25 protein-coding genes are annotated in these 26,008 nt (G+C 44.1%); 11 read left to right on the plus strand and 14 right to left on the minus strand.

Annotated features, from left to right (window positions below; all coding sequences use genetic code 11):
- The coding region (locus ACFSRY_RS11150) for a hypothetical protein (RefSeq protein ID WP_377507004.1) at positions 1 to 586 on the minus strand (586 nt) is incomplete at its 3' end.
- Between the two features lie 234 nt (positions 587 to 820).
- Between ACFSRY_RS11150 and ACFSRY_RS11155 the strand changes: the two genes are divergently transcribed.
- The 4 genes from ACFSRY_RS11155 to ACFSRY_RS11170 all read left to right on the plus strand — a co-directional run bounded on the left by ACFSRY_RS11155 (position 821) and on the right by ACFSRY_RS11170 (position 5,124).
- A complete protein-coding gene (locus ACFSRY_RS11155) occupies positions 821 to 3,262 on the plus strand; it encodes a GAF domain-containing protein (RefSeq protein WP_377507007.1) in 2,442 nt (813 codons plus the stop codon).
- Between the two features lie 273 nt (positions 3,263 to 3,535).
- Entirely contained in the window at positions 3,536 to 4,345 is an 810-nt protein-coding gene (locus ACFSRY_RS11160) for a hypothetical protein (RefSeq protein ID WP_377507010.1), read from the plus strand.
- Positions 4,346 to 4,452: 107 nt separating this feature from the next.
- Positions 4,453 to 4,674, plus strand: a complete 222-nt coding sequence (locus tag ACFSRY_RS11165; RefSeq protein ID WP_299824300.1) for a CDGSH iron-sulfur domain-containing protein — start codon at positions 4,453 to 4,455, stop codon at positions 4,672 to 4,674.
- Positions 4,675 to 4,683: 9 nt separating this feature from the next.
- Complete coding sequence (locus tag ACFSRY_RS11170; protein WP_377507013.1) at positions 4,684 to 5,124, plus strand: putative signal transducing protein; 441 nt, start codon at positions 4,684 to 4,686, stop codon at positions 5,122 to 5,124.
- Between the two features lie 39 nt (positions 5,125 to 5,163).
- Here ACFSRY_RS11170 and ACFSRY_RS11175 read toward each other — a convergent pair whose 3' ends face one another.
- A complete protein-coding gene (locus ACFSRY_RS11175; RefSeq protein ID WP_377507016.1) occupies positions 5,164 to 5,919 on the minus strand; it encodes a RagB/SusD family nutrient uptake outer membrane protein in 756 nt (251 codons plus the stop codon).
- 108 nt (positions 5,920 to 6,027) lie between these two features.
- Positions 6,028 to 6,282, minus strand: coding sequence for an acyl-CoA-binding protein (locus ACFSRY_RS11180; protein ID WP_377507019.1), 255 nt, complete (start codon positions 6,280 to 6,282; stop codon positions 6,028 to 6,030).
- Positions 6,283 to 6,442: 160 nt separating this feature from the next.
- Here ACFSRY_RS11180 and ACFSRY_RS11185 point away from each other — a divergent pair, with 160 nt between their 5' ends.
- Positions 6,443 to 8,653, plus strand: a complete 2,211-nt coding sequence (locus tag ACFSRY_RS11185; protein WP_377507022.1) for a S9 family peptidase — start codon at positions 6,443 to 6,445, stop codon at positions 8,651 to 8,653.
- Positions 8,654 to 8,724: 71 nt separating this feature from the next.
- Here the strand turns inward: ACFSRY_RS11185 and ACFSRY_RS11190 are convergent, their stop codons facing one another.
- Positions 8,725 to 9,726: a zinc-binding dehydrogenase gene (locus ACFSRY_RS11190; protein WP_377507025.1), complete on the minus strand. Its 1,002-nt coding sequence runs from the start codon at positions 9,724 to 9,726 to the stop codon at positions 8,725 to 8,727.
- A gap of 109 nt (positions 9,727 to 9,835) precedes the next feature.
- Entirely contained in the window at positions 9,836 to 10,786 is a 951-nt protein-coding gene (locus ACFSRY_RS11195) for an FAD-dependent oxidoreductase (RefSeq protein ID WP_377507028.1), read from the minus strand.
- Positions 10,787 to 10,962: 176 nt separating this feature from the next.
- Between ACFSRY_RS11195 and ACFSRY_RS11200 the strand changes: the two genes are divergently transcribed.
- Positions 10,963 to 11,463, plus strand: a complete 501-nt coding sequence (locus tag ACFSRY_RS11200; RefSeq protein ID WP_377507031.1) for a GNAT family N-acetyltransferase — start codon at positions 10,963 to 10,965, stop codon at positions 11,461 to 11,463.
- Between the two features lie 65 nt (positions 11,464 to 11,528).
- Here the strand turns inward: ACFSRY_RS11200 and ACFSRY_RS11205 are convergent, their stop codons facing one another.
- A complete protein-coding gene (locus ACFSRY_RS11205) occupies positions 11,529 to 12,746 on the minus strand; it encodes a S8 family peptidase (RefSeq protein ID WP_377507034.1) in 1,218 nt (405 codons plus the stop codon).
- A 409-nt stretch (positions 12,747 to 13,155) separates the two neighbouring features.
- On the opposite strand from ACFSRY_RS11205, the gene ACFSRY_RS11210 reads away from it, so the two are divergent.
- Positions 13,156 to 13,923 carry a peptidylprolyl isomerase gene (locus tag ACFSRY_RS11210; RefSeq protein WP_377507037.1) on the plus strand — a complete coding sequence of 256 codons (768 nt, stop codon included), beginning with the start codon at positions 13,156 to 13,158 and terminating at the stop codon, positions 13,921 to 13,923.
- 70 nt (positions 13,924 to 13,993) lie between these two features.
- Here the strand turns inward: ACFSRY_RS11210 and ACFSRY_RS11215 are convergent, their stop codons facing one another.
- A complete protein-coding gene (locus ACFSRY_RS11215; protein ID WP_377507040.1) occupies positions 13,994 to 16,084 on the minus strand; it encodes a M13 family metallopeptidase in 2,091 nt (696 codons plus the stop codon).
- A 155-nt stretch (positions 16,085 to 16,239) separates the two neighbouring features.
- Here ACFSRY_RS11215 and ACFSRY_RS11220 point away from each other — a divergent pair, with 155 nt between their 5' ends.
- Positions 16,240 to 16,686 (plus strand): hypothetical protein, encoded by a 447-nt coding sequence (locus tag ACFSRY_RS11220; RefSeq protein WP_377507044.1) that lies wholly within the window; start codon positions 16,240 to 16,242, stop codon positions 16,684 to 16,686.
- Here ACFSRY_RS11220 and ACFSRY_RS11225 read toward each other — a convergent pair.
- Both ACFSRY_RS11225 and ACFSRY_RS11230 read right to left on the minus strand, forming a co-directional pair.
- Positions 16,654 to 17,337, minus strand: coding sequence for a TIGR04283 family arsenosugar biosynthesis glycosyltransferase (locus ACFSRY_RS11225; protein ID WP_377507047.1), 684 nt, complete (start codon positions 17,335 to 17,337; stop codon positions 16,654 to 16,656). The two genes, ACFSRY_RS11220 and ACFSRY_RS11225, sit on opposite strands and share 33 nt — an antisense overlap.
- 142 nt (positions 17,338 to 17,479) lie before the next feature.
- Positions 17,480 to 19,948: a S9 family peptidase gene (locus ACFSRY_RS11230; protein WP_377507050.1), complete on the minus strand. Its 2,469-nt coding sequence runs from the start codon at positions 19,946 to 19,948 to the stop codon at positions 17,480 to 17,482.
- A gap of 385 nt (positions 19,949 to 20,333) precedes the next feature.
- Between ACFSRY_RS11230 and ACFSRY_RS11235 the strand changes: the two genes are divergently transcribed.
- Both ACFSRY_RS11235 and ACFSRY_RS11240 read left to right on the plus strand, forming a co-directional pair.
- A complete protein-coding gene (locus tag ACFSRY_RS11235) occupies positions 20,334 to 20,765 on the plus strand; it encodes a hypothetical protein (RefSeq protein WP_377507053.1) in 432 nt (143 codons plus the stop codon).
- A 77-nt stretch (positions 20,766 to 20,842) separates the two neighbouring features.
- A complete protein-coding gene (locus tag ACFSRY_RS11240) occupies positions 20,843 to 21,133 on the plus strand; it encodes a (2Fe-2S) ferredoxin domain-containing protein (RefSeq protein ID WP_377507056.1) in 291 nt (96 codons plus the stop codon).
- Between the two features lie 59 nt (positions 21,134 to 21,192).
- On the opposite strand, the gene ACFSRY_RS11245 is transcribed toward ACFSRY_RS11240, so the two are convergent.
- Positions 21,193 to 21,726, minus strand: coding sequence for a ferritin (locus ACFSRY_RS11245; RefSeq protein WP_377507059.1), 534 nt, complete (start codon positions 21,724 to 21,726; stop codon positions 21,193 to 21,195).
- Between the two features lie 182 nt (positions 21,727 to 21,908).
- Positions 21,909 to 22,259, minus strand: a complete 351-nt coding sequence (locus ACFSRY_RS11250; RefSeq protein ID WP_377507063.1) for a hypothetical protein — start codon at positions 22,257 to 22,259, stop codon at positions 21,909 to 21,911.
- A 111-nt stretch (positions 22,260 to 22,370) separates the two neighbouring features.
- Between ACFSRY_RS11250 and ACFSRY_RS11255 the strand changes: the two genes are divergently transcribed.
- A complete protein-coding gene (locus tag ACFSRY_RS11255; RefSeq protein ID WP_377507066.1) occupies positions 22,371 to 22,733 on the plus strand; it encodes a cupin domain-containing protein in 363 nt (120 codons plus the stop codon).
- On the opposite strand, the gene ACFSRY_RS11260 is transcribed toward ACFSRY_RS11255, so the two are convergent.
- From ACFSRY_RS11260 to ACFSRY_RS11270, 3 genes are all read right to left on the minus strand, one after another.
- Complete coding sequence (locus tag ACFSRY_RS11260) at positions 22,730 to 23,776, minus strand: hypothetical protein (protein ID WP_377507069.1); 1,047 nt, start codon at positions 23,774 to 23,776, stop codon at positions 22,730 to 22,732. The two genes, ACFSRY_RS11255 and ACFSRY_RS11260, sit on opposite strands and share 4 nt — an antisense overlap.
- A gap of 132 nt (positions 23,777 to 23,908) precedes the next feature.
- Complete coding sequence (locus ACFSRY_RS11265; RefSeq protein WP_377507072.1) at positions 23,909 to 24,658, minus strand: LytR/AlgR family response regulator transcription factor; 750 nt, start codon at positions 24,656 to 24,658, stop codon at positions 23,909 to 23,911.
- 38 nt (positions 24,659 to 24,696) lie between these two features.
- A complete protein-coding gene (locus ACFSRY_RS11270; protein ID WP_377507075.1) occupies positions 24,697 to 25,833 on the minus strand; it encodes a sensor histidine kinase in 1,137 nt (378 codons plus the stop codon).
- Between the last annotated feature and the right edge of the window lie 175 nt (positions 25,834 to 26,008).

Raw genomic sequence — 26,008 nt, forward strand, 5'->3', positions numbered from 1 at the left:
TGGCAAATTCAACTTGTAGAGCTGCAATCTTTATCTTATCACCATTACTCAGCTTATCCAGTACCTCGGTTTTGCGTGTGTACAATTCTCCTAACACAAATTCTGCATAATCCCAGTCACGCAAACTCCAGTTGCGCCTCTCTGCCCGGGTGTAGTCAACTGCCCGTATAAAAGCATCACGTAAATTGGCAGGTTTTATTCTGCCTATATGTATGGTTCCTGTCATGGTACGCTCCCAGCGCTCCAACTCTTTTCCCTCCAGATCTACAGCTTTGCGAATTTCATTACGCTCCTCCCATTCTTTATACCGTTGCTTCATCTCAGCATACTCACTGCGGGAGCTTTCTGTCATGCTTCTTGTATTTTGATCAAGCGAATGAGTAAGCTCTTTATACTCCTGCTTTACAGTCGGCCATTCCTTTCGAAGGGTGCTATCTGCCTGGCTAGATTTTTTCTTCATCCACACCCGGAATTCTGCCAGGCTCTGGTCTACCTGCGACTTTGTTTGCGACTGTGCATGTGCCCCAAGCGCTACACCCGACAGCACCATCAACAGTATCCACTTACTAAGTCTTTTTACATTCATAGAACTTTAAATTAGGTTGCTTTACAACGGTAAAACCAATAAATATTGTGCCACAAAGATATTGAGGAACTAATAGAAAAAGAAAGTGCAAATCAGCCAAAATATAAACAGCATGTAATCAAATTGTTAAAACTATCTTAATCTAATCCTTGTTATCTTTTAGAGGAAACTCACGTTTATAGGCATAAGAGAAAAAAGCCGCTTAGCACCTTAGCTTATAAAGCTCCAAAAATCATGAGTAAAAACCACAAAGGCAGCTTTCATGAGACTGTCGTTTCTTTAACCAACAATGATGAAATAATCCTTAGCGTAGATGAATTCCCGTTCAAAACCGCGCTAAGTCTGTCGCCACTTATTGCCTACTGGGAAGATAAGTTAAAGACGGACCCAAGCTGTAATGTGGAGCGGGTCCGGCAACTTGCGGAGCTGCTACGCGAGAGCCCTGAGTTAATTGGCGCCATACATGACGTTTCAATAATAGATGAGCATGTCGAAACCATAGATATTTTAATGGAGGATATTTTCCCCGGAGCGTTGTGGGAGAATGACTTGAAGGCTGTTGTAGTACCCTTCCATTTTGAAAGCTTCTATGCCACTCCCCGGTTAGAAGAACTCAAGCTTTTAGGTGGTGACAACTATTCTGAGAAACTGAACCTGGACAAAAAAACGCTCCTTTTCAGGCTGATATTATCCGCTTATACCATCATACTGGATAAGTTTTATAATGCTAATTTTTATGTGGATGAACCCTTCATATTTACTATAAAGGATAAGTTCACCAACCTGGAGCGGCATTACAAGCTCATCATCGACCTGAAATTCATGCAGGTGAAGGCCAAAGGGGAAATTAAGCAGCTGAAAGCGCAGGAAATAAACTACCTGATAAACCGGTACAACAACCTGGACCTCTGGATGAGAAAACTGCCCCCGGAAAACTTTGAATTCACAGGTTTTGCCATCTACGAGTTTACAGATGTAACCAACGAAGAAACAATATCATCTCTCAGATTTGAACTACTGAACCGGGATTCAGTATCGACTGATGAAGGATTTGAAAGCCTGCAGCAAAAGCTTCGTATTTTGTTTGGACTGCCTGGTATCAAGCTGGGCTTTTCCTCTTGCCCCTCTATGCGAGAGTTCGACACGACCTACGCCCGCAAAATCTGGAATGGCCTAATCCTGACTCACAATACAAATCTGAGCCTGTCAGATTTGAAGGGCTCTATTTATGAACCAGTAATTAAAAAGGGACATACCATCATCGTAGAGGATCTGCATGTGTTTCCGAATCCTACTAAGATAGAAGAACAACTTTTAGAAGCTGGTATCAGGAACCTGATAATTGCTCCACTGGAATATGAAAACAAGATTATAGGACTTATGGAGCTTGCTTCGCCTATTCCGGGTGAGCTTAATGCGCTTTCAACTATCAAACTGAAGGAGATTCTCCCACTCTTTGCCCTGGCCATGAACCGAAGCCTGGACGAATTGCGGAGCAGTATACAGAACGTAATTAAGGAGAAATATACCGCCATCCACCCTATTGTAGAGTGGCGCTTCACGCAGGCAGCCATCAACCTGCTGGAGAGAATGGAGCGAAATAACACTCCGGAAATAGAGCCAATTGTATTCCGTGACATTTATCCGCTGTATGGTGTTTCTGACATTCGCGGTTCTGCCACAGAACGCAACAAAGCCATACAGGGAGATCTGCTGGAGCAGTTGGTGCTAGCCAAAGAAGTTATACTTGCTGTTAAAGACAACCTGCCACTGCCTATACTGGATGAACTTATATTTAAGATGGATAAGTTCTCGCAGAGTATTGTCCATGAGCTTGCATCAGATGATGAAGGACTGATCCTGAACTTTCTACGCACAGAAGTAGAACCTCTGTTCCATCATTTCTCTAAAAACAACCCTGCTGCTTCTCAGGCTATACAAGCTTACGAGACTGCGATTAACAACCCTTATAAAGTTGTTTACAATAAACGTAAGGCTTATGAAGAGAGCCTGTTTATAATCAACGAGACTATCTCTTCGTTTCTTGACCGTGAAGAGGAGAAGGCGCAGGAGATATTCCCGCACTATTTTGAAAAATATAAAACGGATGGGCTTGAGTACAATATCTATATCGGTTCTTCACTACTCAACAACGGTGATTTTCAACCAATTTACCTGAAAAACATGCGTCTGTGGCAGCTAATGCTCACCTGCGAGATTGCACGCCGTATTCAGAAACTCCGGGCAAACCTGAAACTACCCCTGGAGATTACCCAGCTCATACTTGTGCACAGTGATTCGATCTCCATCCGTTTCAGGCTGGATGAAAAGAAATTTGATGTAGAGGGTGCTAATAACATCCGGTATGAGATAATAAAGAAGCGAATAGAGAAAGCTACTGTAAGGGGCACCGAGGAACGCCTTACTCAACCTGGCAAAATTGCCATTGTATACACGCAGCAAAAAGAAGCAGATGAATACCTTCGTTATATTGAATTTCTACAATCAGAGGGATATGTTAATAAGCAGATTGAGAGGCTGGAACTGGAAGAGATGCAGGGCGTGCAGGGCCTGAAAGCTTTCCGAGTTGAAATTAACTTTAAAGAGCACCTTCGCCACGATATTGATGCAGGCGATGAGCTACTTAATATTGCTAAAAGTGCGAGTCTTAATTAACAGGAGCAATAATGTAAAATATATTTTATCCTATATTATAAATATTTCGCACTTTTTTCACTTCTAAAACAGCTCTCATTTACACACACAAGTAATTAATATTCAAACTATTACATACCACTTATTCCTATCAAAGTTCACACCTAGAAAAAATATTATTTAATTTTATTTAGCAAAGTGCAATTATTCTTGCCTCATCTCCGTTTTCACATCAACTCGGCAGCAGCAGGTGGCTGAAGGGTTATTTTTTCAACTTTTTCAACTTTTAGCCAAATGAAATTGAAAAACAAATTTTTACCTGCCATGCTTATGTTTGGTGTGGTAGCCTTTAGCTCTTGTGATAAAAGCGAGCAGGAAACTCTGGAGCCAGAGTTTGAGCAAGGTACCCTCTCTCGAATCATGGCCGACTCTTCGGAGGTAACCTCTTACGATTTTGCTGGGAAGCAGGTAAGCCAGGTAAACCACTACAACACAACCACAAGCAAAGTAGAGAGCTTTGAAAAGTTTATCTACGATGCAAAAGGCAAATTGATCAAAGCCACCACTCATGCAGGTGCAAACCATGCAGTTCTATCTGAGCAAGCCTATATCTACAATGATAAAGGAATGCTAACCACTACCACCACTTCTTACTTTAATGGCGGAAAAACAGAGTATAGTTCTTACAGCAAGTATGAGTATACCACCGACAAAAAGCTAAAGAAGAAGACTGTGTATGAAGGCACAGAGTCTGCTGACGCAGCAGGCATCGCCAAGTCCTTCACTACGTATGAGGCTTTACCAAATGGTAATTATACACAGGAGAAGCAGCACGTTGTAGATGATAAAGGAAAGGCAAAACTTTTCTCTACCACAACCTACTCGTATGACGCCAGCCACAATCCTTTCTTCGAGTTTGCTGAACCAGGCACAACCAGCAGCCCAAATAACTTATTGGCATCTTCTACTCTGGTACATGGCAGCAATAAGACGTATAAGTATACTTACAGCTATAAATATGATGACAATGGATATCCGGTGAGCCAGACAGTTACAAAACCAGATGGCACCCGCGAAACCTTTACTTATGTGTATAGCAACTAAACACAGATGTACCAAACAAAACAGGCACCGGATTTCCGGTGCCTGTTTTGTTTGGTACATCTGTGTTTTAATTTCAGTATATTTGTTTAAACCTAACAATTCTGAAAATGGCAAAAACAAGGCTTACTGTAAATAACAACGGATCCTTACGTGTAGAAGGAGAGTTTGAAATCGTTGATAAAAACGGGAATGTATATGGCTTGGGTGGCAGAGAACTTGTTTCGATCTGCCGTTGTGGTCTTTCTAAAAACAAGCCTTTTTGTGATGGTTCCCATAAAGGGCACTTTGAGCACGAAGCGGAGGCTTTTGATCTTCCTCCTAAAAAATAATTGTACAATATGGCGGAACGCCTGGTAACGATAGCTGCATTCAACGACGCCACAGAAGCCCACATTATTAAAGGGCGATTAGAGGCTGAGGGAATTCTCTGCTTTTTAGGAGATGAGAATATTGTAGGAGTGCAGCCTTTCTATTCTGTTGCGGTGGGAGGTGTAAAGCTAAAAGTCACAGAAGGCGATGTGATGGAAGCAAAAGCCATACTTACCCGCATTCAGGAAGGCAACACAATATTTGATTACGATAGCATCGAATTGGCTCCTCCTATGCAGGAGCATCAGGAGGCAGTCAGATGCCCTAACTGCGGCTCTGATAACATAGCAGAAGAAAAGTATAACAAAACAATATTTTCTCTAAGCTATCTGCTACTTGGTTTCCCTTTACCATTTCTGAGCAGGAAATATAGCTGCTACGACTGTGGGTATCGCTGGAAGTCAAAATAAAAGAGGGGCCTCGAGGCCCCTCTTTTATTTTATAGTTCTTTAAACGTTTTCGTTGAAAGGTATCGGGAAACTCACCCACACATCATCCCCCGGACGGTCTATAGGAAGCTGATCCAACCTGTTGTATCGGCGCATGTCTATCCAACGGTGGCCCTCAAAGTACAACGAGTAACGGCGCTGCCGAAGCATCTCATCAATCAGAGCATCTTTAGTTACCGGGCCTGAATAAGGTTGTAAGCCATGCCCGGTGCGCTTAAGGTTCAAGGCATCCACAGCGTCCTGTAAAGCGCCTGTCTGTATTTTGGCTTCCGCATAAATCAGGATCAACTCCTCATTTCTGATGATTGGAACAGGATTTGTGTTAGATTCATAAAGTGCCACGTCGTACTGACTGGTTAAGCCGCTTTGTGTTGCTGGCGACTCGCGTAATGCCACCTTAGATAAACGATCATCGCCAGGGGTCGCATCGCTTACAAAGCCTGGATGAGCTAAACGTACCTCCCCTGTTGCATTGCGGGCAATGAAAAGCGGGTTAAGAATATCTCCGGAGGCATTGCTGAAAGTATAGTACACCCCTTTATCAAAATTCTTATTCAGCTCCAGAAAAGAGCCCTCCAATGCCTCCAGAGCAGCCCCAAAGTTTTCCCGGTAAACAGCTACCCGGGCAGCAAGAGCACGGTTAAACTTCAGGAAATCATCCGGACCAAACGTGCCACCGGGGTCTGTGCTGACTAAATCGTTAAAATCTTCGGATAATGAAAAAGGGAAAGTTTCTCCGGCGTTCTGCAAGTGCAAACGTGCCTCGTCTAACGGCGCTGCAATAGCGGTTTATTTGCCAATTTACACATAAAAAAAGCTTCCCTACAGTCTAGAGAAGCTTTGTAAATAGCTGAAAAGTAAGTGCTAAGAGGTTAAACTATCTACAAACTGCACATACTCTTCCCTTGCCTGCTCCTGGCTTTTTCCCTCCTGTTTCTTCCAGGCATCCCATTTGGCAATATTTTTAAAATCGAAGCCGCCCGGGCGATCAGTATTCACATCTCCTTCTGTGGCCTGCTTATACAAAGCGTAAAGCTTTAATAATACGTCGTTCGACGGTCGATCTGATAAAGTTTTTGATCTTTCTACAGCACTTTCAAACTGTTCTTGCGTAGCCATAATTTGTGATTAGATAAGGTTAATGCATTAAGGTAAAAAATAATGCGCTGCATGCATAACTTTTTCTTATAAAATTTCTCTCAATATTATTTTACCTTAGCTATAACAGATTCCTGTGTTATGCTTGCAGGGCCTCATGTTTAACAACAAACAAAACAAAATGGAAAAAAGACCTAAACTGGTTAGCTACGCCATCTTAATGATGGGGATGCCACTTTTGCTCTCTACAGGCTGCTCTTCCAGCAAAACGACTGATAATGGCGCTGCCACTGCCGAACAGGCAACAGCTACTGCCACGACAGGAGTGCCAGCCCCGGAGATACCACAGCCCCCGGTTGCCAAAAAGGCTCCGAAAGAGCTAACCACTCACGGCGAAACCCGCGTTGACAACTACTATTGGCTGAACCAACGGGAAGACCCGGAAGTAATTGCTTACCTCAATGCTGAAAACGACTATACCAAAAAGGTAATGTCCAACACTGAGGATCTACAGAAAGAGCTGTACCAGGAGATAGTGGGTCGTATAAAGCAGAAAGATGAGTCGGTGCCTTTCAAAGATGATGGATATTGGTATCATACCCGTTACGAAGAAGGTAAAGAGTATCCGATTTATGCCCGTAAAAAAGGTACTTTATCAGCACCTGAAGAGGTAATGGTAAATGCTAATGAGCGTGCAGAAGGCCTTAACTATTATTCTGCGGCAGGCATGAATGTTAGCCCCAACAACAAACTCCTGGCTTTTGGCGAAGATACTGTGAGCCGCAGAAAATATACCATCCGGTTCAAAGACCTCAGCACAGGTGAGATGCTGAAAGACAGAATACCTAACACGACAGGTGCTGCCGTTTGGGCGAATGACAATAAAACAGTTTATTATACTGTAAAAGATCCTGCCCTGCGCTCGTACAAAATTTTTAAGCATACGCTAGGTACTCCGTCTTCCCAAGACAAGGAGATATACCATGAGGCAGATGAGACCTTCAGCACGTTTGTGTATAAAACAAAGTCTGACAAGTACATCATCATCGGATCAAGCTCCACCCTTTCCAACGAGTACCGCTTCCTGGATGCAAACAACCCTAATGGTAATTTTAAGGTTATTCAGCCGCGAGAGCGTGGCCTGGAATATAGCGTAGACCATTTTGGCGACAAGTTCTATATTGTTACGAATAAAGATGGCGCTACTAATTTCAAGCTGATGCAGACACCGGTAAGCAAGCCGGGCAAAGCTAACTGGAAAGAGGTTATACCGCACCGTGAGGATGTGCTTCTGGAGGGTATCGAGATCTTTAAAGATTATCTCGCACTGCAGGAGCGCAAAAACGGACTGACCCAGATCAGGATCAAAAAGTGGAATGATCCGAAAACAGATTACTACATTGACTTCGGAGAGGAAGCTTACACCGCCTATATCAGCACAAACCCTGATTTTGACAGTAAAACATTGCGCTATCAGTACAGCTCCCTCACTACGCCAAATTCTGTGTATGATTACAACATGGAAACAAAGCAGCAGGAGTTGAAGAAACGTGAAGAAGTTGTAGGAGATTTCAATCCAGAGAATTATGAAGCCAAACGTATCTATGCTACTGCAGATGATGGCACTAAGATTCCGATCTCATTGGTATATAAGAAAGGAATTAAGTTAGACGGAAGCAATCCAACCCTGCAGTATGCCTATGGTTCCTATGGCTACAGCACGAACCCAGGCTTCAGCTCCGTGCGCTTAAGCTTGCTTGACCGTGGTTTTGTTTACGCCATTGCTCACATCCGTGGCGGGCAGGAAATGGGCAGAAAATGGTACGAAGAAGGTAAGATGATGAAAAAGAAAAATACCTTCACAGACTTCATTGATGCTTCAGAGTACCTGATAGAACAGGGCTATACGAACCCTGATAAACTTTTCGCTATGGGCGGCAGTGCAGGTGGTTTGCTGATGGGTGCTGTTGTGAACATGCGTCCGGAGCTTTACCAGGGGGTAATAGCTGCTGTTCCTTTTGTAGACGTGGTAACTACTATGCTTGACACTAGCATACCACTTACCACCGGCGAGTTTGATGAGTGGGGAAATCCTGCTGAAAAAGATGCCTACGACTACATGCTATCTTACTCACCTTACGACAACGTAAAAGAACAAGAGTATCCTAACATGCTTGTTACCACGGGTTTGCATGATTCACAGGTACAGTACTGGGAGCCTGCCAAGTGGGTAGCCAAACTGCGCGAAATGAAAACAGATGACAACCTGTTGCTGCTTCACACAAACATGGAAGCAGGACATGGTGGCGCCTCCGGTAGATTTGAACGATACAAAGAAACAGCCTTGCAATATGCTTTCCTGCTTAACCTGCTGAATCAGGGCCAACAGTAAAGCGCAGCTACAAAAGAACAGGCCACTGCTAAGCTTAGCAGTGGCCTGTTCTTTTAATATAATCTCTAACGCTACTCCCCTACCTTCACTACAATCTTCCCAAACTGCTTCCCGGCCTCCATGTAACGCATGGCTTCTTCTGTTTTCTCCAGCGGATATACAATATCCACTACCGGTTTTATTTCTTTCTCATCCACAAGCTTTACCATCTGCGTAAAATCCTCTGCAGTTCCCATGGTGCTACCATGTATGGAAAGTTGCTTCCAGAACAGCTCAGCCGGATTCAGCTGACCTATCATACCAGTCGTGCCACCATATATTCCTATGCGACCTCCAGGCTTTGCCAGCTTAACTAACTGCACAAACCCCTCTCCCGCGGCACTATCTATAATCACATCAAAGCCTTTTGTCTGCGCCTTAAGTTCTTTGCCCCAGTTAGCATTTTTGTAATTTACCCCTCCTTTTGCACCTAAATCCTGGGCCAAACCAATCTTCTCGTCAGAACCCGAAGTAACCCACACTTCAGCTCCCACAGCAGCGGCAAACTGCAGGGCAAATAGCGCCACACCTCCTCCTATACCTGTAATGAGCACCCGGTCCCCTTCTTCCAGGTTGCATTTTGTAAACATCGCACGATAAGCTGTAACACCTCCCAATGGTAAGGCAGCAGCCTCTTCAAAGCTCAAGTGCCCAGGTTTCAGGTGCAGGTTTTCTGCCCTAACTTTCACGTATTCTGCAAAAGCCCCATCCTCCGGCATTCCTAATACTTTAAACTGTAATGACTGCGCTCCTGGGTTATCTCCCCAATCAGAGGAGGGGTCAACGATTACCTCTTGTCCCAACCAGGTTTCATCCACTCCATCACCTAGTTCTGCTACAACCCCGGCACAATCTGAACCAAGTATGGTGGGGTAATCTTTTGTAAAGTAACGGCCATGCTGTATCCATACATCACGGTGATTAAGAGCTGCAGCTTTTACCCGCACAATGGCCTCTCCCGGACCAGCTTTTGGTTTTTCTTTATCTATTAACTTAAAAGGCTCTCCAATTGCCTCCAGATAAATTGCTCTCATAGTTTTTGCTTTTTATTGCTTAGTACAAAGTTAATATTCTGATACTCTATGCATGCTTTCTCTTACATCAATTCCTATTCATACTACCTTCACGCCTACTAAGGTTTGCTCAGGTCATATTAGCCCCCATCATTTTTAGTACATCTTCTGCACAACCCCATGCTAATGTAAAACCGCTGCCTCCATGTCCATAATTATGGATGATATTTTTCCCCGGCTCCCTTTCTACTCTAATTTCCGGGCGAAAAGGTCTTAGCCCAGCCCAACAATTATTTACAGGAAACTCAGCAAGCTCAGGGTAAAGGCTTACAGCCTGTTTATAGAGTTTAGCTACTGTTTCTGCCTCTGGTGTAGTGTCCCAAACACCTTCTTCATAAGTACCCCCAATAAGAGTTGCGTCTTTCCTGGGAACAATATAAAATGGCTGCTCTTCATACAGGAAAATTGGCAGCCCCTGATGCGGCACCGTTGTAGCTATCTGCCCCCTCACCGGGTAAAGAGTTTCATCCTTACATAGTTCTCGTGATCCAAGGCCACTGCAATTTACAACCCATCTGTACTGGTTAGACAGCTCCTTTAAGTCTCTTATTTCACGCTTAACAAAGTTTACTCCGTTTTGCTTTAGATTGTCCATGAGCCACGGCAGAAACAACTGTGCTTCAACTAAAGGTACGTTTACAACAAAACCTGTCTTGAACCCCTGCTTTAGCTCCTTCTTTTCAATTAACTTATAAGAACCTTCCGGCAAAAAATTTTGCCAGATCATACCTGCTGCTTTACTTTCTTTCTTTGTAACCTTCAGCAACTGGTGCATACTAACGCCACTTGTTGGATCAGCCATAAAAGCAAGATATTTCTCATAGCTTGTCCTGCTCCAGGAGATACATCTTTCATCACTTTTTATATGATAAGGAAACCAAAAGGCTGCAGCTTTATTCGACGTTGTTTCAGGCGGAAAGGACGTAGCAAACACTTTGACCTTATATCCCTGCCCTATTAAAATGTAAGCAGTTGACAGTCCACAGATGCCTCCTCCGATTATGGCTATATCACTTTCCATACTTCTATTGCTCAACTTACTTTCAGTCGAAGTTTTAAATTATCAGAAACAATGCAAGGTAACAAACAGAGCCATATACGTACAGCATAATTGTGAAATACCGGTTCTCCATTTAATTCTGATTGGGAATTACACCCTGCAATTTTATCTTGCACATATTGCAGCAAGAACGGAAAATGACTAAGAACATTAACATACGCAAAGCCACTACCCCAGACATACCGGTAATAAAAATACTTGCCGAGGAAACATGGGAGCCGACTTACAGCAGTATACTTTCTAAAGAGCAAATAGACTACATGTTTGATGTAATCTATAAGGAGGAGGCCCTGCAAAAGCAAATGCAGGCAGGACAAACTTTCCTGCTGCTTTACGAGCAGGACAAGCCTGTGGGCTTTGCTTCCTTTTCTGTTAAGGATCAGGATGAGCACATCTTTAAACTGAATAAAATATACCTGCTACCAGCATGCCAGGGGAAAGGCTACGGAAAGCTATTGTTAGGCGCTGTTGAGGAAGAGGTAAAAGCACAGGGTGCTCATATGCTGGACCTCAACGTGAACCGCTACAACAAAGCAAAAGATTTTTATAAGCGATGCGGCTATTATGTGTATCAACAGGAGGATATCCCTATCGGACCTTATTGGATGAATGACTATATAATGAGGAAAATTTTTTGAAAACGAAAAAGGGAGCAACCGTTGGCTGCCCCCTATATTCACCTTTCTTTAAACTTTAAGCTGAGTTAGTTATGTGCGATTGGATCTGGATTTCCATCAGGATCACCTACTGCATAGCCATTAGTAGTTATGTTACCTAACAGCAACAGGCCTGCAACGTGCGGTGTTGCCATGGAAGTACCACTTATTGTGTTATATCCACCATCTTTCCAAGTTGACTTGATACTAACACCTGGCGCAGCATAATCAACAGGAGGGTTACCCCAGTTAGACCAGCTGGCCATTCTGTCATTCACATCAGTAGCTGAAATTGTATAAATATTCGGTCCGTTAACACGCGCCGGAGAATGGTTATTAGAATCATCACCGTCGTTACCAGCGGCAAGAGCAAATTTAACATTTGCAGAAGCTGCCTTCACAGCATCATCAAGCGCCTGAGAAGTTGGTCCGCCTAAGCTCATGTTAGCTACGTCGCCGGACTTACCGTTAGCAGCCACATAATCTACACCCTGAATTACACCAGAATAAGAACCGCTACCACGCGCATCCAGCACTTTAACAGCTACCACTGTAGCGCCATGTGCCACACCTACTACACCTATAGTGTTGTTTAAAGCAGCAATAGTACCTGCTACGTGGCTACCGTGGCCATTCATGTCGTCAGCTGTACCAGCATCACGACCAGAAGTGAACACAGATATACTTCTTGCAACATCAACGTTCAGATCTGCGTGATCCAGGTCTATACCAGTATCGATTACCCAAGCAGTTTTACCTGCTCCGCTTAGTGCTCCGCCAACACGAGTGATACCCCAAGGAGTCTCCTGTCCGACAGTACCGCCGCCACCTGAACCAGGCTTGGCAAGCATCATGATTCTATCCTGCTCAATATAAGCAACTCTTGGATCGTTGCGCAGAACTTCTACTTCGCTTGCTGTTAATCTAGCAGCCACGCCACTTATCGCTTTGCCATAAGCCTGCTCGATAACTGCATTTTTGATACCATTGGACTCAAAAATATCGCGACCAGCTTTACGCATAGCGTCTACACGTTGCTCATATGTAGCGTTGGCATCCATACGAAGTGTCTCATTCGGGTTAAATACAACGATGTACTTACCATCAATAAATGCTCCGTTCTGACTTGCTTCAATCTCCTGTTGTGGGCTCAACGCATCTGCACTGTCCTGGTCACAGGCGGTGAAGGTACATGCTGCTGTAGCCATAGCTGTTCCGAATAGAACAGAGCGCAGTGCGCCGCGGAAATGTAATGGGTTTTTCATACTTGTTTAAGGTGTTAGAATTTAAAAATGTACTATGTATTTGAGTGACGTCAATCCTAAAGTATTGATAATATATTATATACACAAAATAAATATTTGTTTTTTCCATAAAACATTGATTCCTGCCTCTCAGCCAAATCCTATTTTATCTTGTGTTATAACATCTAACTCACATAGCTTGTGTCTCCGACCTTTTCTCCTTAACTCCCAAACAAGCCTTAACCAAAGAGGAATATGCAGCTAATGTTACGCGTTAAAAACCTCTACGTATGTATTCTAATATTTAGATACAACATAATTAACATTCTTATTTTATTACATTTTATTATACTTATAAACCAAACTAATCAAACTGCAGTAGATAGTTGAGAATTTTTAGTAGATTAGTGTGTAAGCAAAACAGATAAATATGAAAAAGAAAACCTTTCTTACTTCTATCACCCGCGCTTTACTAGTTGCCACCTTTATACTTCCATTCTCATCCTGCAACCAGCCGGACTCAGAAACTGGAGATACAAGCAAAGAGGTAACTGAGGCAGAGACGGAACTGGAGCCTCTTACAACAGAAACAGCAGTAGAGGTATTAACTGCTTATGAAAAGGAACATCCGGACAGCATAGCTGTGATAAGCACCCGCCATGGCGATATAAAGGTTCGTCTGTACAAAGACACTCCTTTACACCGGGCGAATTTTGTGAGACTGACAAAAGCAGGCTTCTACGACCAGGGAGAGTTTTACAGAGTAGTGAAGGGCTTTGCTATACAGGGAGGTGATTCAGATAATCGGGAAATGAGCCAGGGTGCTTACAAAATACCACAGGAAACTAACCCGAAGTATGTACATAAGAAAGGTGCTCTGGCCATGGCACGCTACGGCGATGAAAGAAATCCGGATAAAGAGTCTTCCTCTCATAACTTTTACATCGTTTTAGGTGAACCCTTAACTGATGCAGAATTAAGAGCATATGAAGCGGAGCATAACATACAATATACTCCAGAGCAGATGGAGGCCTACAAGACCATAGGCGGAGAGCCTGGGCTTGACACAGAATACACTGTGTTTGGCGAGGTGATAGAAGGAATGGATGTGGTAGAAAAGATTGGCCAGGAATCGGTGGGATCAGGGAATTGGCCAACAGAGATCGTTCCGCATAAGATAAAGATGGTGAAAGAGTAAAGATGCACTAACTTAAAGGAAAAGGGGCGGCAGAAAACTGCAGCCCCTTTTGCTTTAAATCTGATTTCAGTTACCAGATTTTAATCCGGTTATCCTCTGCTTTGAACATCGGATCTTCTTTTTCGCAGCCAAACGCCTTATAAAACTCCGGCATGTTAGAAACCGGGCCATTTGTACGGAAGCGGCCTGGGGAGTGCGGGTCAGTAAGAATCTGACGGTTCAGGTACTCATCACGGGCATTCACGCGCCAGATCTGGGCCCATGCCAGGAAGAAACGCTGCTCTGGTGTTAAACCAGCGATCTTACCAGGGTCATTCTTCTCCAAAGCCTTCTGTAATGCTGTGTAGGCTATATTTAAACCGCCGATATCAGCAATGTTCTCACCCAAAGTAAGACGGCCATTAACATGCAGGTTATCCAATACTGTATACTGGTCATACTGATCTGCCACAGCATTGGCGCGTGCATTAAACTGCTCCAGGTCAGCTTTCGTCCACCAGTCCTTCAGGTTACCCTCAAAGTCATACTTCGCTCCCTGGTCATCAAAGCCATGTGTTAATTCATGTCCTATTACAGCTCCCATACCGCCATAATTCACCGCATCGTCTGCCTCAGGATCGAAGAACGGAGGTTGAAGAATACCGGCCGGAAACACGATTTCATTCATGGATGGGTTATAGTAAGCGTTAACAGTTGGAGGCGACATAAACCACTCCTCACGGTCAACAGGCTTACCTATTTTACCTATGTTGTCTTTAAAAGCAAACTGGCTTGCACGCATCACATTGGCGGCATAAGAGTCCCTGCTGATGTCAAGCCCCTGATAGTCCTCCCACTTATCCGGATACCCAATCTTTACAGCAAAAGATTCTAATTTCTGCAGTGCCCGCTGCTTTGTATCTTCACTCATCCAATCAAGATCGCGCACGTGCTCTTTAAATGCCTCTTGTAGGTTATTAACCATAGTAATGGCTTTTTCCTTTGCCTCAGGCGAGAACGTTTTCTGAACATAAAGCTGACCAAGCGCCTCTCCCAAAGCAGCATCTGTGGATCGTAGCACACGCTTCCAGCGAGGCTGCATCTCTTTAGCGCCAGTCAGTACTTTGCCGTAGAAATTGAAGTTCTCCTGCACAAAATCCTGACTCAGATAAGGAGCCATTGTTCGTGCCAGGTGCCACTTCGTGTATGTTTTCCAATCTTCCAGCGGGACATTCTTCAACATACTGTTCAGCTCCTTGAAAAACGCCGGCTGCCCTACAATGATCTCCTTGGCCGCCTGCGCTCCCATACCTGACAGCAATTGGCTTACCTTCAGATTTGGGTTCTGCTTTGTAAATTCCTGAATCGTCATCTTGTTGTAATTCGCATAGGGGTCACGAAGGTCAACACGGGCTTTGGAGGCTTTGGCAAGCTTTGTTTCGATGTCCATTACCATCTTTGCTTTCTTTTGAGCTGCTGCAGGGTCCTCTCCCAGCAACCTGAACATGTTCTGCAAGTGCGTCATGTACTCCTGTCGAATCTTGGTAGAACGCTCATCATCCTTCAAGTAATAATCTCTATCCGGAAGACCTAAGCCTCCCTGCCCTGCTTGTAGTGCATACTGTGTACTTATCTTATCATCCTGCGAAACATACATACTGAAGAAGCCGCTTACTCCCTTTGATTTCAGGTCTGCCACTGTACGAAACAGGTCTTCTGTGTTTTTGGCAGAAGAGATTTTGTCCAGTTCAGGTTTGATAGGTGTTATACCTGCTTTATTTGCTGCAACAGAGTCCATCCCTGCCGCATAGAAATCACCTATTAACTGCGTGGCATTTCCTTTTGCTGCAGTAGTGTTAGAGGATGCCTCATTAAGCAAGTTTCGCAGCACAGCATTATTCTTCTCGGCTAACTCATTGAATGCTCCCCAGCGGCTTTCAGATGCCGGAATAGGATTATTTTTTACCCAGCCTCCGTTTGCATACTCATAGAAGTCCTGGCAGGGGTTTACAGTGGTGTCCAGGTTTGCCAGGTCAAGGCCACGCCCCATGTTCATATTTGTGTTAGCTTCAACAGTCTCGGCTGTGGCAGTGTTGCTGTCATTTGTAGTAGAAGAACTGCAACCAGTAATTACCAAACCTGCCAACACGGCTGTATAAGGTATCAGGTATGTTCTTTTCATAAAGTTTTGCTTTTAGTTTATGATCCGGATTTTAAAATATTATTTCAAACGTTCAGCAACAGGTACTATGCCTACTGTTAACTGTTGCTATACCATTGGATAATTTTCCGTAGTTTTACAGGTGGTATAACCTAATCTTATACTAAGAAAGAAGAATGCTGGTTGCTCGGGAAACGCTTACTTTACTTTTCGAAACGGATTATTATAGCATACAATTCGATGCTGCTTTGCAAGCTGTGTTACTTACCTACAAGCGTAAAGGCAGTTCTGATGAGTTCCGGGAATTACATTATAAACTATTGGAGGCCTTCGATAAGGTAGCCGCCTCTAAAATTCTGGTGGAAACTCAAGAGATGGCCATTGTTGCACCGGAAGATCAGCGGTGGGTTGGGCAGTTTATCATTCCGCAGATTGCTAAGAAAACAGAGAACCAGTTCTTATACGCAGCCGTGGTCGCCCCTAAAGGTATTTTTACGAAGCTGGCAGTAGATACAGTAGAGGAAATTTCCATGGGAACAGGCACTTGCATAAATAAGAGTTTTGATAACACAGCAGAAGCTCGTATGTGGCTAAGTGAGCAGAAGCCTGTAGATTTTAGCTAATCGCTTCTGAGATACTCCTAACCTGTACAAGCCATAGATCAAAAAATATCCTGCCTGCAGCTTATACACCCCTACCTCTTTATATTTACGGGCGGATGTCGTCACTGATAAAGGTAACACGGTAAAGGAAGTTTTACTTCTGAGACGGTGAATGATCTCCTGGTCTTCGAGCAAAAGCAGATTTTTATCAAATCCTCCTGCCTGCTCAAACAAGTCTCTTTTTACAAATAAGCTCTGATCACCAAACCGGATAGCATCCACATTAAACCTGGTAAACCAGGCATTTACCTTCAGAAACCAGTGCGGTTCATCAAACTTTAACCTGAAGCAGCCACTCCCCTGCCCTCTTTCTATTGCCTGCTGAATGTGAGTCTCAAACTGATCGGGAGGAAAAGTGTCTGCATGTAAGAAATACAGAATGTCTCCGCTTGCAGCAGCAGCACCCTCGTTCATCTGTGGTCCTCTCCCCTTTTGTTTGCACAGCATGGTGCTGGCTCCTGCCTCCCTTGCTATAGCAGGAGTTCCATCCTCGCTTCCTCCATCAGCTACAATAATTTCAGTACCGTCACTGGTACGCAATAACAGGTATCTCACAAGCTTGCCTATCACGGCCGCTTCATTATAAGTAGGAATGATGATGCTTATAGTCAAACTGGAAGAGCTGTTCTTGTTGCGTTGAGACTATCTCTGGTAAACTTTGCATACGTTAAACTTATGAAAAGTGGCAGCAGTATAAAAAAGAATCCCCGGCTATTTGCTTAGCCGGGGATTCTGTAAAATCACTTATTTGCTTTTACTGCACAGGGCGGTTCTTTACATAAGTATCCAGCCACTGGTTCATTTCCCACAACATATGCAGGATAGATTCTTTCGCACTGTAGCCATGCGACTCAGCCGGAAGGAACACTAAACGGGTAGTAGCTCCATGTCCTTTCAGGGCATTGTAGAAACGCTCTGACTGTATTGGGAATGTACCGGAGTTATTATCTGCTTCTCCGTGTATAAGTAGAATTGGCGTCTTCACTTTATGCGCGTAAGAAAAGGGCGACATCTCGAAATATACTTCGGGAGCCTCCCAGTATGTACGCTCTTCCTGCTGAAAACCGAACGGTGTTAAGGTACGGTTGTAGGCACCGCTTCGGGCAATACCGGCAGCAAACAGATCAGAATGTGCCAGCAGGTTAGCCGTCATGAACGCGCCGTAAGAATGGCCACCTACTGCTATACGCTTTGGATCAGCAACACCCATGTCTACTACCTTATCTATAGCTGCTTTGGCACTTGCTACCAACTGCTCCACGTAGGTGTCATTTGGCTGTGCATCTCCTTCACCCACGATTGGCATATCTGTTCTGTCTAGCACAGCATAGCCTTGCGTTACCCAGAACAATGGAGAGCCAGAGCTGATACGTGTAAACTCATAAGGAGAACTTTTTACCTGACCGGCAGCAGCAGCATCCTTAAACTCACGTGGGTAAGCCCACATCAGCATTGGCAGTGGCTTATCGCCTTTCTTGTAGTCTTTTGGCAGGTATAAAATGGCTGTCAGCTTAACACCATCTGCACGCTCGTACTGAAGCATTTCTTTTTGAACGCCCTCCAGTTGTGGCGTTGGGTGCGGAAAAGTGGTTACCTGCGTCAGCTTTTTCTTGCTCAGGTCGCGCACAAAATAGTTTGGCGGATCGTTCTCTGATTCTCTCCTGGTTATGATCTTCTTGCTGTTCAGATCAATAATATCCACCGGGCGCTCATAGTATGGCGCCTCTGATCTCCAAAGTATGGTAGCCTTTTTGTTCTTCAGGTTAAGCTCACTTAAAAATGGTCTGTTACCCTCCGGTGAGCCGCCTTCAGAAATCATGTAGATGTTCTGCCCTTTTTTATCAGTAAGCAATACACTTCTGCCATACTGGTTCTTAGTGTATACAGGTGATCCCGGATCAGTATAACCATCTTCATAAGAGCGCTCAACTAGCACAACATTGGCTTTAGATGGCGCTGCAGGGTTGATTAGCGTGCTGCGTTCCATCCTGGTTTTCCACCAGCGTTCATTTACAATAGCCATGTTATTTTGCCCCCACTGTACACCTCTGTAGCGGTATTTTGTAGAAGCTATATGAGTAGGCTTTCCTGAAAATGGAGCATCTAAAGTAAACACATGATCACGCACGGCAACTTCCTTGTTTGCATCACCGCCATCCTGTGCTTCGGCCCAGTATAAGCTAGCTGGTTTATCAGGACGCCAGTTGTAGCCCCTTGGTCCCTTTGCCACTGCGTCAAAGGCAATCGGGATGTCTTCGGCAAGCGGAAGCTTTGCCAGTTCTTTTACTACTTTGCCTTCGCGGTTCCATACCTCCACATTGTACGGGAAGTAGTAAGAAGGTACCAGGTAAGAGTAAGGTCTTTGAATGGTTTCCACTAGCAAGTACTGCCCATCCGGCGAAACATCAACACTTTTGATCACCCCAGCCTGTCCGATAGCCTGCTGCTTCCCATCCAACGTTACCAGCTTTAGCTGAGTAGCCATGTAATAATCAAACAGGTCTGCATCGTAACGATTCTTCAGCAAGTCCTGGTAAGTACGTGATGGCCTTGCTTTGCCGATATTCTGCTGCACATTTGGTCCGGCAGGTACATGGGTCGGCTTTGGCATTTCGCCGCGCTTCTCGTCAACAAACTTTACCAATAAAGTCTTGCTGTCTGACATCCAGTTAAATGGACGGCCGCTGTAAGCATCGTTCACTACTGCTTCCGTTAACTTTTTCGCCTGCCTGGTAGCAAGGTCGGCTGTCCAGAGCTCAATACCATTAGCTTTGGTATTCGTAAACGCAATACTTTTCTCATCAGGAGACCAGGTAACATAAGAGATCTGTGCATTCTGCGGCAATCCTTTTATTTCAAACTCCTGCCCCCCGTTTACCTGCTTCAACTTTAAGCCATTGAAGAAACTGCTACGGCTCTGGCCATTTGTAGCCGGGTTGATACGCAAACCTGCAATACGGCTTTCTGGTGCCGAAACCTCCTCTATGCCTGGATAGCCTGACCTTTCCAGAAAAATCATCCAGTCGCCCTTTGAACTGATACTGACAGAAGGCGTGGAAGGTGCCTCAATGATAGAGGCCATTGCCTGTGGAGGCCGCTGATAACCGATGTTCGTATCCTGGCTATTTTGAGCCAGCACAGCAGGCGTGGTACCGCCTAACAGCAGCAGGCACAGCAAGGAGGAAGCCACCCGCTTAGCCGCTCTGGTTTTCGTTTTGTTCATGTCCGGAGAATAAAGTTAGATTAGTTGAAAGTGTAGACTAAATATAGGAAGTAAGGTTTAATATAAAATGACGGAAGGGCTCGGATAGAAAACAATTTTTCAGGTGGTTTTTAGAGCAAGCTTTAAAGCACTCTGAAGACCATAAACATGCTCTGCAAAGAATAAACAGATTGTTACCTTTGCTAAGCAATATTAACTAAGACTACTGCCTAAATTTTATTATACTTCATTCTCTTTTTGCAGGCACTATAATTTAAAACCAACAGGTACGTATTGAATCTGTTCTGAACTAGTATTAGTTATTTAAGTGTTTCATGTTGAAAATACGCTCCTTAGTCAGTCGCTATAGTTTCTACAGGTTGGCTAAAGAAGCAGAAAGCGGTAAATGAGGATATTTAAAGAACTTAGATCGTCTACTAATAAAACCTTTCTCACCATCTACTTTGATGAGCAGGAGAATTGGGTTTACAATAACTGGACAGGGTATGTTTCGCCAGACAACGTGAAGCAAGGTGCCCTTGCAGTGCTGGAGGCTTTCAAGAATTTCAAGACCCAGTTCGGCCTGAACGATAATCAGGAGTTAGTAGGAACATGGGATCAGGCAGTAGATTGGATAGAAGAAGAGTGGATCCCCGAAGCATCGGAAGCAGGACTACGTTTCTATGCTCATATCGTAAATCAGGAAGCTTTCGCAGCCGCCTCTGCTGCAGATATGCTTAGCAGAATAAAAGGTGAGTTTACCATGAAGATTTTCAGCAACAGCCTGGATGCGAAGCAATGGCTTTACTCTTGTAAAGAAGCTACCCCTAAGGTTTAGTTTTTTAAAGTCCCAAATGCAACACCTCTCCTCTCAGGCAATGGCCCTAATCTTAATTATCTCCCGTACACATTAACATGAGCAAAGAATTTAAGACACCCGAAAAAGTAATTTATGTGTGCACTGGCAGTAAGTGCAAAAAGAAAGGCGGCAAAGACAATGGTAAAGCGCTTCGTACCCTGATAAAGGAGCAAGGCCTGAAGGGGCAGGTAGAAGTTGTAAAGACCGAATGTACCGACCGCTGCGACTTTGCTCCCGTCATGTGTTTCCAGCCTGATAATTACTGGATGCACCACGTTACAGAAGCACAGGCCAAAGAAGCTTTCGAAGATCATATTCAAAAAGCCCGTACCGAAAATAACAGGTAATAAAAAAAGCCTTTGAATGTTCTTCAAAGGCTTTATAGCTCTATTTTGTACTAGCGCTTTTACTCATACTTCTTTTCATACGTGATTTTAGGTACGCGTTTGTCAATTTCATAATGCCCGGTACCTTCCTCACCTATCACTTCAAATAATTCCAGCGCTCGTCTGGCCACGTACTCTTCCTCAATCTGCTCTTTCAGGAACCACTGGATAAAAGAGAACGTCACATAGTCCTTTGCCTTTTGGCATCTGTCGGCAATACGGTTAAAAGACTGAGTTACTGCAATTTCCTGCTGTAGTGCCTGCTCAAAAACGCTTCTAAACGATTCGAACTCAACCTGAATATTTGTTATATCCGGAGAAACAGCACGTCCGCCCATGTCTGATACAAATTTGAACAGGCGCAGCATATGCTCCCGCTCTTCATCCGACTGGTTTTTAAAATAACCTGCACTAAAATCAAATCCGTTACGGTCGCACCAGCTCGACATAGACAGGTACATGGCTGATGCCTCAGCCTCCATTTTAATCTGGTCGTTTAGTGTCTTCTCTATTTCCTCAGTAAGGGATGTTCTTAATCTCAATAAATCTTTCATAGATAGGGTGTTTGGTTAGTGATTTTGTCTGACGCACTTATAAAAAGTGCCTCCTTATAGATACCCTATTTTAAGTCTTTTTGTTATAAATACAGCAACAGCGTCAGAAATATGGAAGTAGTCTAAATAAAAAAACACGGTGTTTTACCGTGCTTGTGCTTTCTGCTTATCTAATCCCGATTTTAAGCAAGTTGAGAACTAAAACACTCATGCAACATGCTGTTCAGTTCCATCATAAATCTTGCCTCACTGAGCAGTTCTTTAAAATCATGAAGCTCCGGCAGTGTTAGTACGAAACAACGGTCGCAGCCACAGACAGAAATAATCTCGAAGTCGGATGAGCGATGTGGGTTAACAGCCATCTGCTCCAGGTTAATGCTATCCACCGCTTTCTTTAAGCGAAGAAAAGTATCAAGTTTTAACTCAACCAACTCACCAGAAAATTGAACAAGAAGCCTGTTGCGACGGTCGCATTGGTAAACGGCCCCTGCTTCTGAAGTATAAATCTCGCTTAATTGGGTGGATGTTTGCATCTTCTCTGCTAAATTAGCTGTAGCTGCTGATTGTTACGTAACAAAGGTACATACTATTTAGAATCAGTCCAAATAAATTCAAGTGATCTTTATCAGTTCAAAACAAACACAATGGAAAAAGTAAACCTGGCACAGAAGTTTAATCAGATACCTGACTATTGGAATCCACGCATAGCCGGGGAGCTGAACGGGCAGCAGGTAAAGCTGGCGAAGTTTAAGGGCCCTTTTGAGTGGCACCACCATGAGCATGAAGATGAGTTTTTCCTTGTGGTGAAAGGTAGCTTTGAAATGCACCTGCGGGACAAGGTAATTGTATTGAACCCGGGAGAGTTTCTGGTAGTACCCCGAGGTGTGGAGCATAAACCTGTTGCCACCGAAGAAGCTGAAGTATTAATGTTTGAGCCTGCAGGTACTGTAAACACAGGAAATCTTGAAAACAGCGAGCGTACCAGAACAAACCTGGAAAGGCTTTAGATTTTCCCCGCAGCTACCTTAGGTGCTTTTATGAGTGTAGTTTTAAGGTTGAGGCGCACAAGGTCGCCCATAGACTTGCACTTCAGGAACTCCTTTGAATTATGGTGCTCGGATAGTTCACTTTTAAGCTGCTCCAGTTTTTCAGGTGTGGAAATAGTATCCTGCCGCATCGAGTCTATCAGATCTTTGAGGCGGTAACGAGCTGACTTGAGGCGGCGGAACATGAGTGTCCGCTCCTCATTTTGATACTGCTTCACTACATCCGGTTTCAGCAGTTGTAGTACCAGTCCCACAATTACATTGTTATCTTTAAAAAACTGCGGAAGGTACATTGTCTTTTTACCCTCGTAAGACTGCTGGTCAAAGTCTATCGGTCGCACGCGGTATTGCTCATCCTCAAAATCCGGTGTTACATCCACCACATAGTTATAAGAGCGCATATCGCCTAAAAGCCGCACGAAGCAGCGTTCATTAAACTTCACGAACTCCTTTGCTATCCGCACTTTGTTAGCAATCTTCCTGTTTACATAATCTTTTATGAAAACATCCCCCGGTATACCAGCAATATGCTCCTCAATAAGTGTGTCTCCATCTACCAGGTAGTTGATTCGGCTCGGGGATAGTATATGCTCCAGCTCCAGGCCGTAAACTCTTGAAGCATCGGCTTTCTTCACATAGAAGTAATCGTAGTTGTCGTTAAGCTGGTTCATGATCTGCACCCGGAAAGGGTTAGAATTACCAAAGGTGCAGTAGTCAATACGAGAGACGTAAAGATGCTCCATCACCGACATATCGCCATCAGTTTTCAGCAGGGCATAGATCATGGTTAGCCCACGGTTCAATTCCTGCTGTGTCTGCTGCTCGTACATAACCGACTCCCAGAGCGTATCATGTCCTTGCTTATCATAGTAAGGGAATGAATCGGCGTAATGCAGCAGATCCTCATAATGCACCGGTAACTCCGTTTCACGATCGTAGTACCGCAGGTACTTGCGCAACCTTTTGGAAATGGAGTAAAACTGCTTCTTTTTGGAGATGTACACGGGCTTAATTAGAAATTATGTATTAAAATTAGAGATGGCTGATAGATCTTACCTATACTTCTGAACCTTTCAAACCGTTTCTGCCATTTTCCTAATTTCCAGTTTAAAATTTCTAATTCATAATTATGGAAATTAAGTTTCCAGAAGATTATTCTGGTTCAGGACCTGTAGCACCTCATTCTTGTAAAAACGACCAATAGGTATCTCTGTTTTACCTATATCTACTGCTGTGGCAGAAAAAGCCTGAATTTTGTCAAGGGCTACGATAAAAGATCGGTGTATGCGCAGGAACTTATTAGCCGGGAGCTTTTCTTCCAGAAAGGATATCTTCTGGTAAGAGATGATTTCTTTTGTGTCTGTTTTAACCCGAATGTAATCTTTAAGGCTTTCAATGTAGAGAATATCCGAAAGCATCACCTTCACCATTTTCTTATCAGCCTTCAGATAAATAAATGCCTCCTTATAATTAAGAGCAGGTTCAGATATTTGAACCGGAGAAGTTGCTATGGCAGCTGCCACAGGTTTGGATTCTCCTGTACTTACTTTAGACACTGCCTTAAGAAAACGCTCAAAAGCAATAGGCTTCAGCAGGTAATCAACCGCATTTAGCTCAAAGCCCTCCAGGGCATAATCCCGATACGCAGTAGTGAAAATAACTTTCGGAGGGTGCGCCAGTGACTTAAGAAAATCAATACCGGTTAATTTCGGCATCTGAATATCAAGAAAGAGAAGGTCAATGTGCTCTTCCTGCAGACAGTTGTATGCCTCCACTGCATTGTTGCAGCGGCAAACCAGTTCCAGATTATCCAGGCGTTGTATGAAAGTTTCCAGCACATCCAGTGCCAGTGGCTCATCATCCACAATCATGCAGCGTAATTTCATAGTTTATATGTTTCTCAGGTCTTAGGGTATCAGGTTTATTATTCTTCCAGAAGGTTCAGTTCCAGGCGTGCAGCGTAGCTATCCGGCTCATCTTCTACCTCCAGTTCATACCTGTCTTCATAAAGCAACTCCAGACGACGCTGCAGGTTTTTTAGCCCGATACCTGAAGCCATATCACGCGTGTTGGCACTGGCTTTATCTGCGCATTTGCAGTTCTCTACCAGTAGCACCAGTTTCTCCCCTGTAACTTTAACATCTATGCGGATCCATGCGTTTTCTGTTTCGGTGCTAACACCATGTTTGAAAGCATTTTCTACAAAAGGCAAAAGTATGAGGGGCGCAATCTTTTTACCGGCAATACTTCCTGACTCCGTAAACTGTACTTCTACCCGCTTTCCATACCGGATGCGCTCCAGGGCGATATAGTTCTTAATATAATCAAGCTCCTTCTCCAACGGCACCTGGGCAGCGTTGGCGTCGTACAGCATGTAGTCCATTAAACTCGATAGCTTCAGCACAACCTCCGGCGCATTGTCAGACTTTTTGAGTGTGAGAGAATATAAGCTATTCAGTGTGTTAAAAAGAAAATGAGGGTGTATCTGCGCCTTTAACAACTTTAACTCTGCTTCTAACTTATCCTGCGTAAGCGTCTGGGCAGCTTTCTGATGACTGTACCAGTTCTTTAACAAAGCAATAACCGCTGTGATGGCTACTACATAATTGATGTTAACGATGTTCTTGATAAAGCGGAACACTGTCAGGTTATCTTCGGTGCAGGTAGCAGGACAAAACAGCGGATGAATTAAGAAGGGCAGAAGGACAAACTGCATCAAGGCACCGATAGCCCCCATCAGCAAAAGAAGGTAAACAAAAAACTCCAGGTAGCGCTTCTGCAGCAGGTAGCGCGGCATCAGGTAGTACATATTAAAGTACACTAACGCCATTTTGAACGGCAGCTCCACAAGCTCCACCATAAAAGCAGTATAGTAATCGTCAATATAACTGCCATACAGCAAACCGAAAAAGCTTACATAAACCGCCCAGAAGAGCAGGTGCAGCATTAAGCGGTTTTGCGTAAGGTTACGCACATCCGGTAAACTCCATACCCTTGGCCCTAAAGCACTTGCTGTTCCCAACTTTAACTCCATGTTACAAAGATATACTTTCTTCTGCACGTCACCAGTTGGCTCTCAGCACTTTTAGACAGTACGCAACAAGCCTGCCCTAAGCTGCAAACTACACCTGACTAACAGCTTTCTTGAGTAGCTTGGTTCCAGCCAAAACCGTCACCTTATTCGTCGAGATTACCCTCGAGCTACTTCCTGTTCACACAAAGAATTCAGGCATACA

The sequence above is a fragment of the Pontibacter locisalis genome, from assembly GCF_042684605.1.
In the GTDB taxonomy this organism is placed as follows: domain Bacteria; phylum Bacteroidota; class Bacteroidia; order Cytophagales; family Hymenobacteraceae; genus Pontibacter; species Pontibacter locisalis.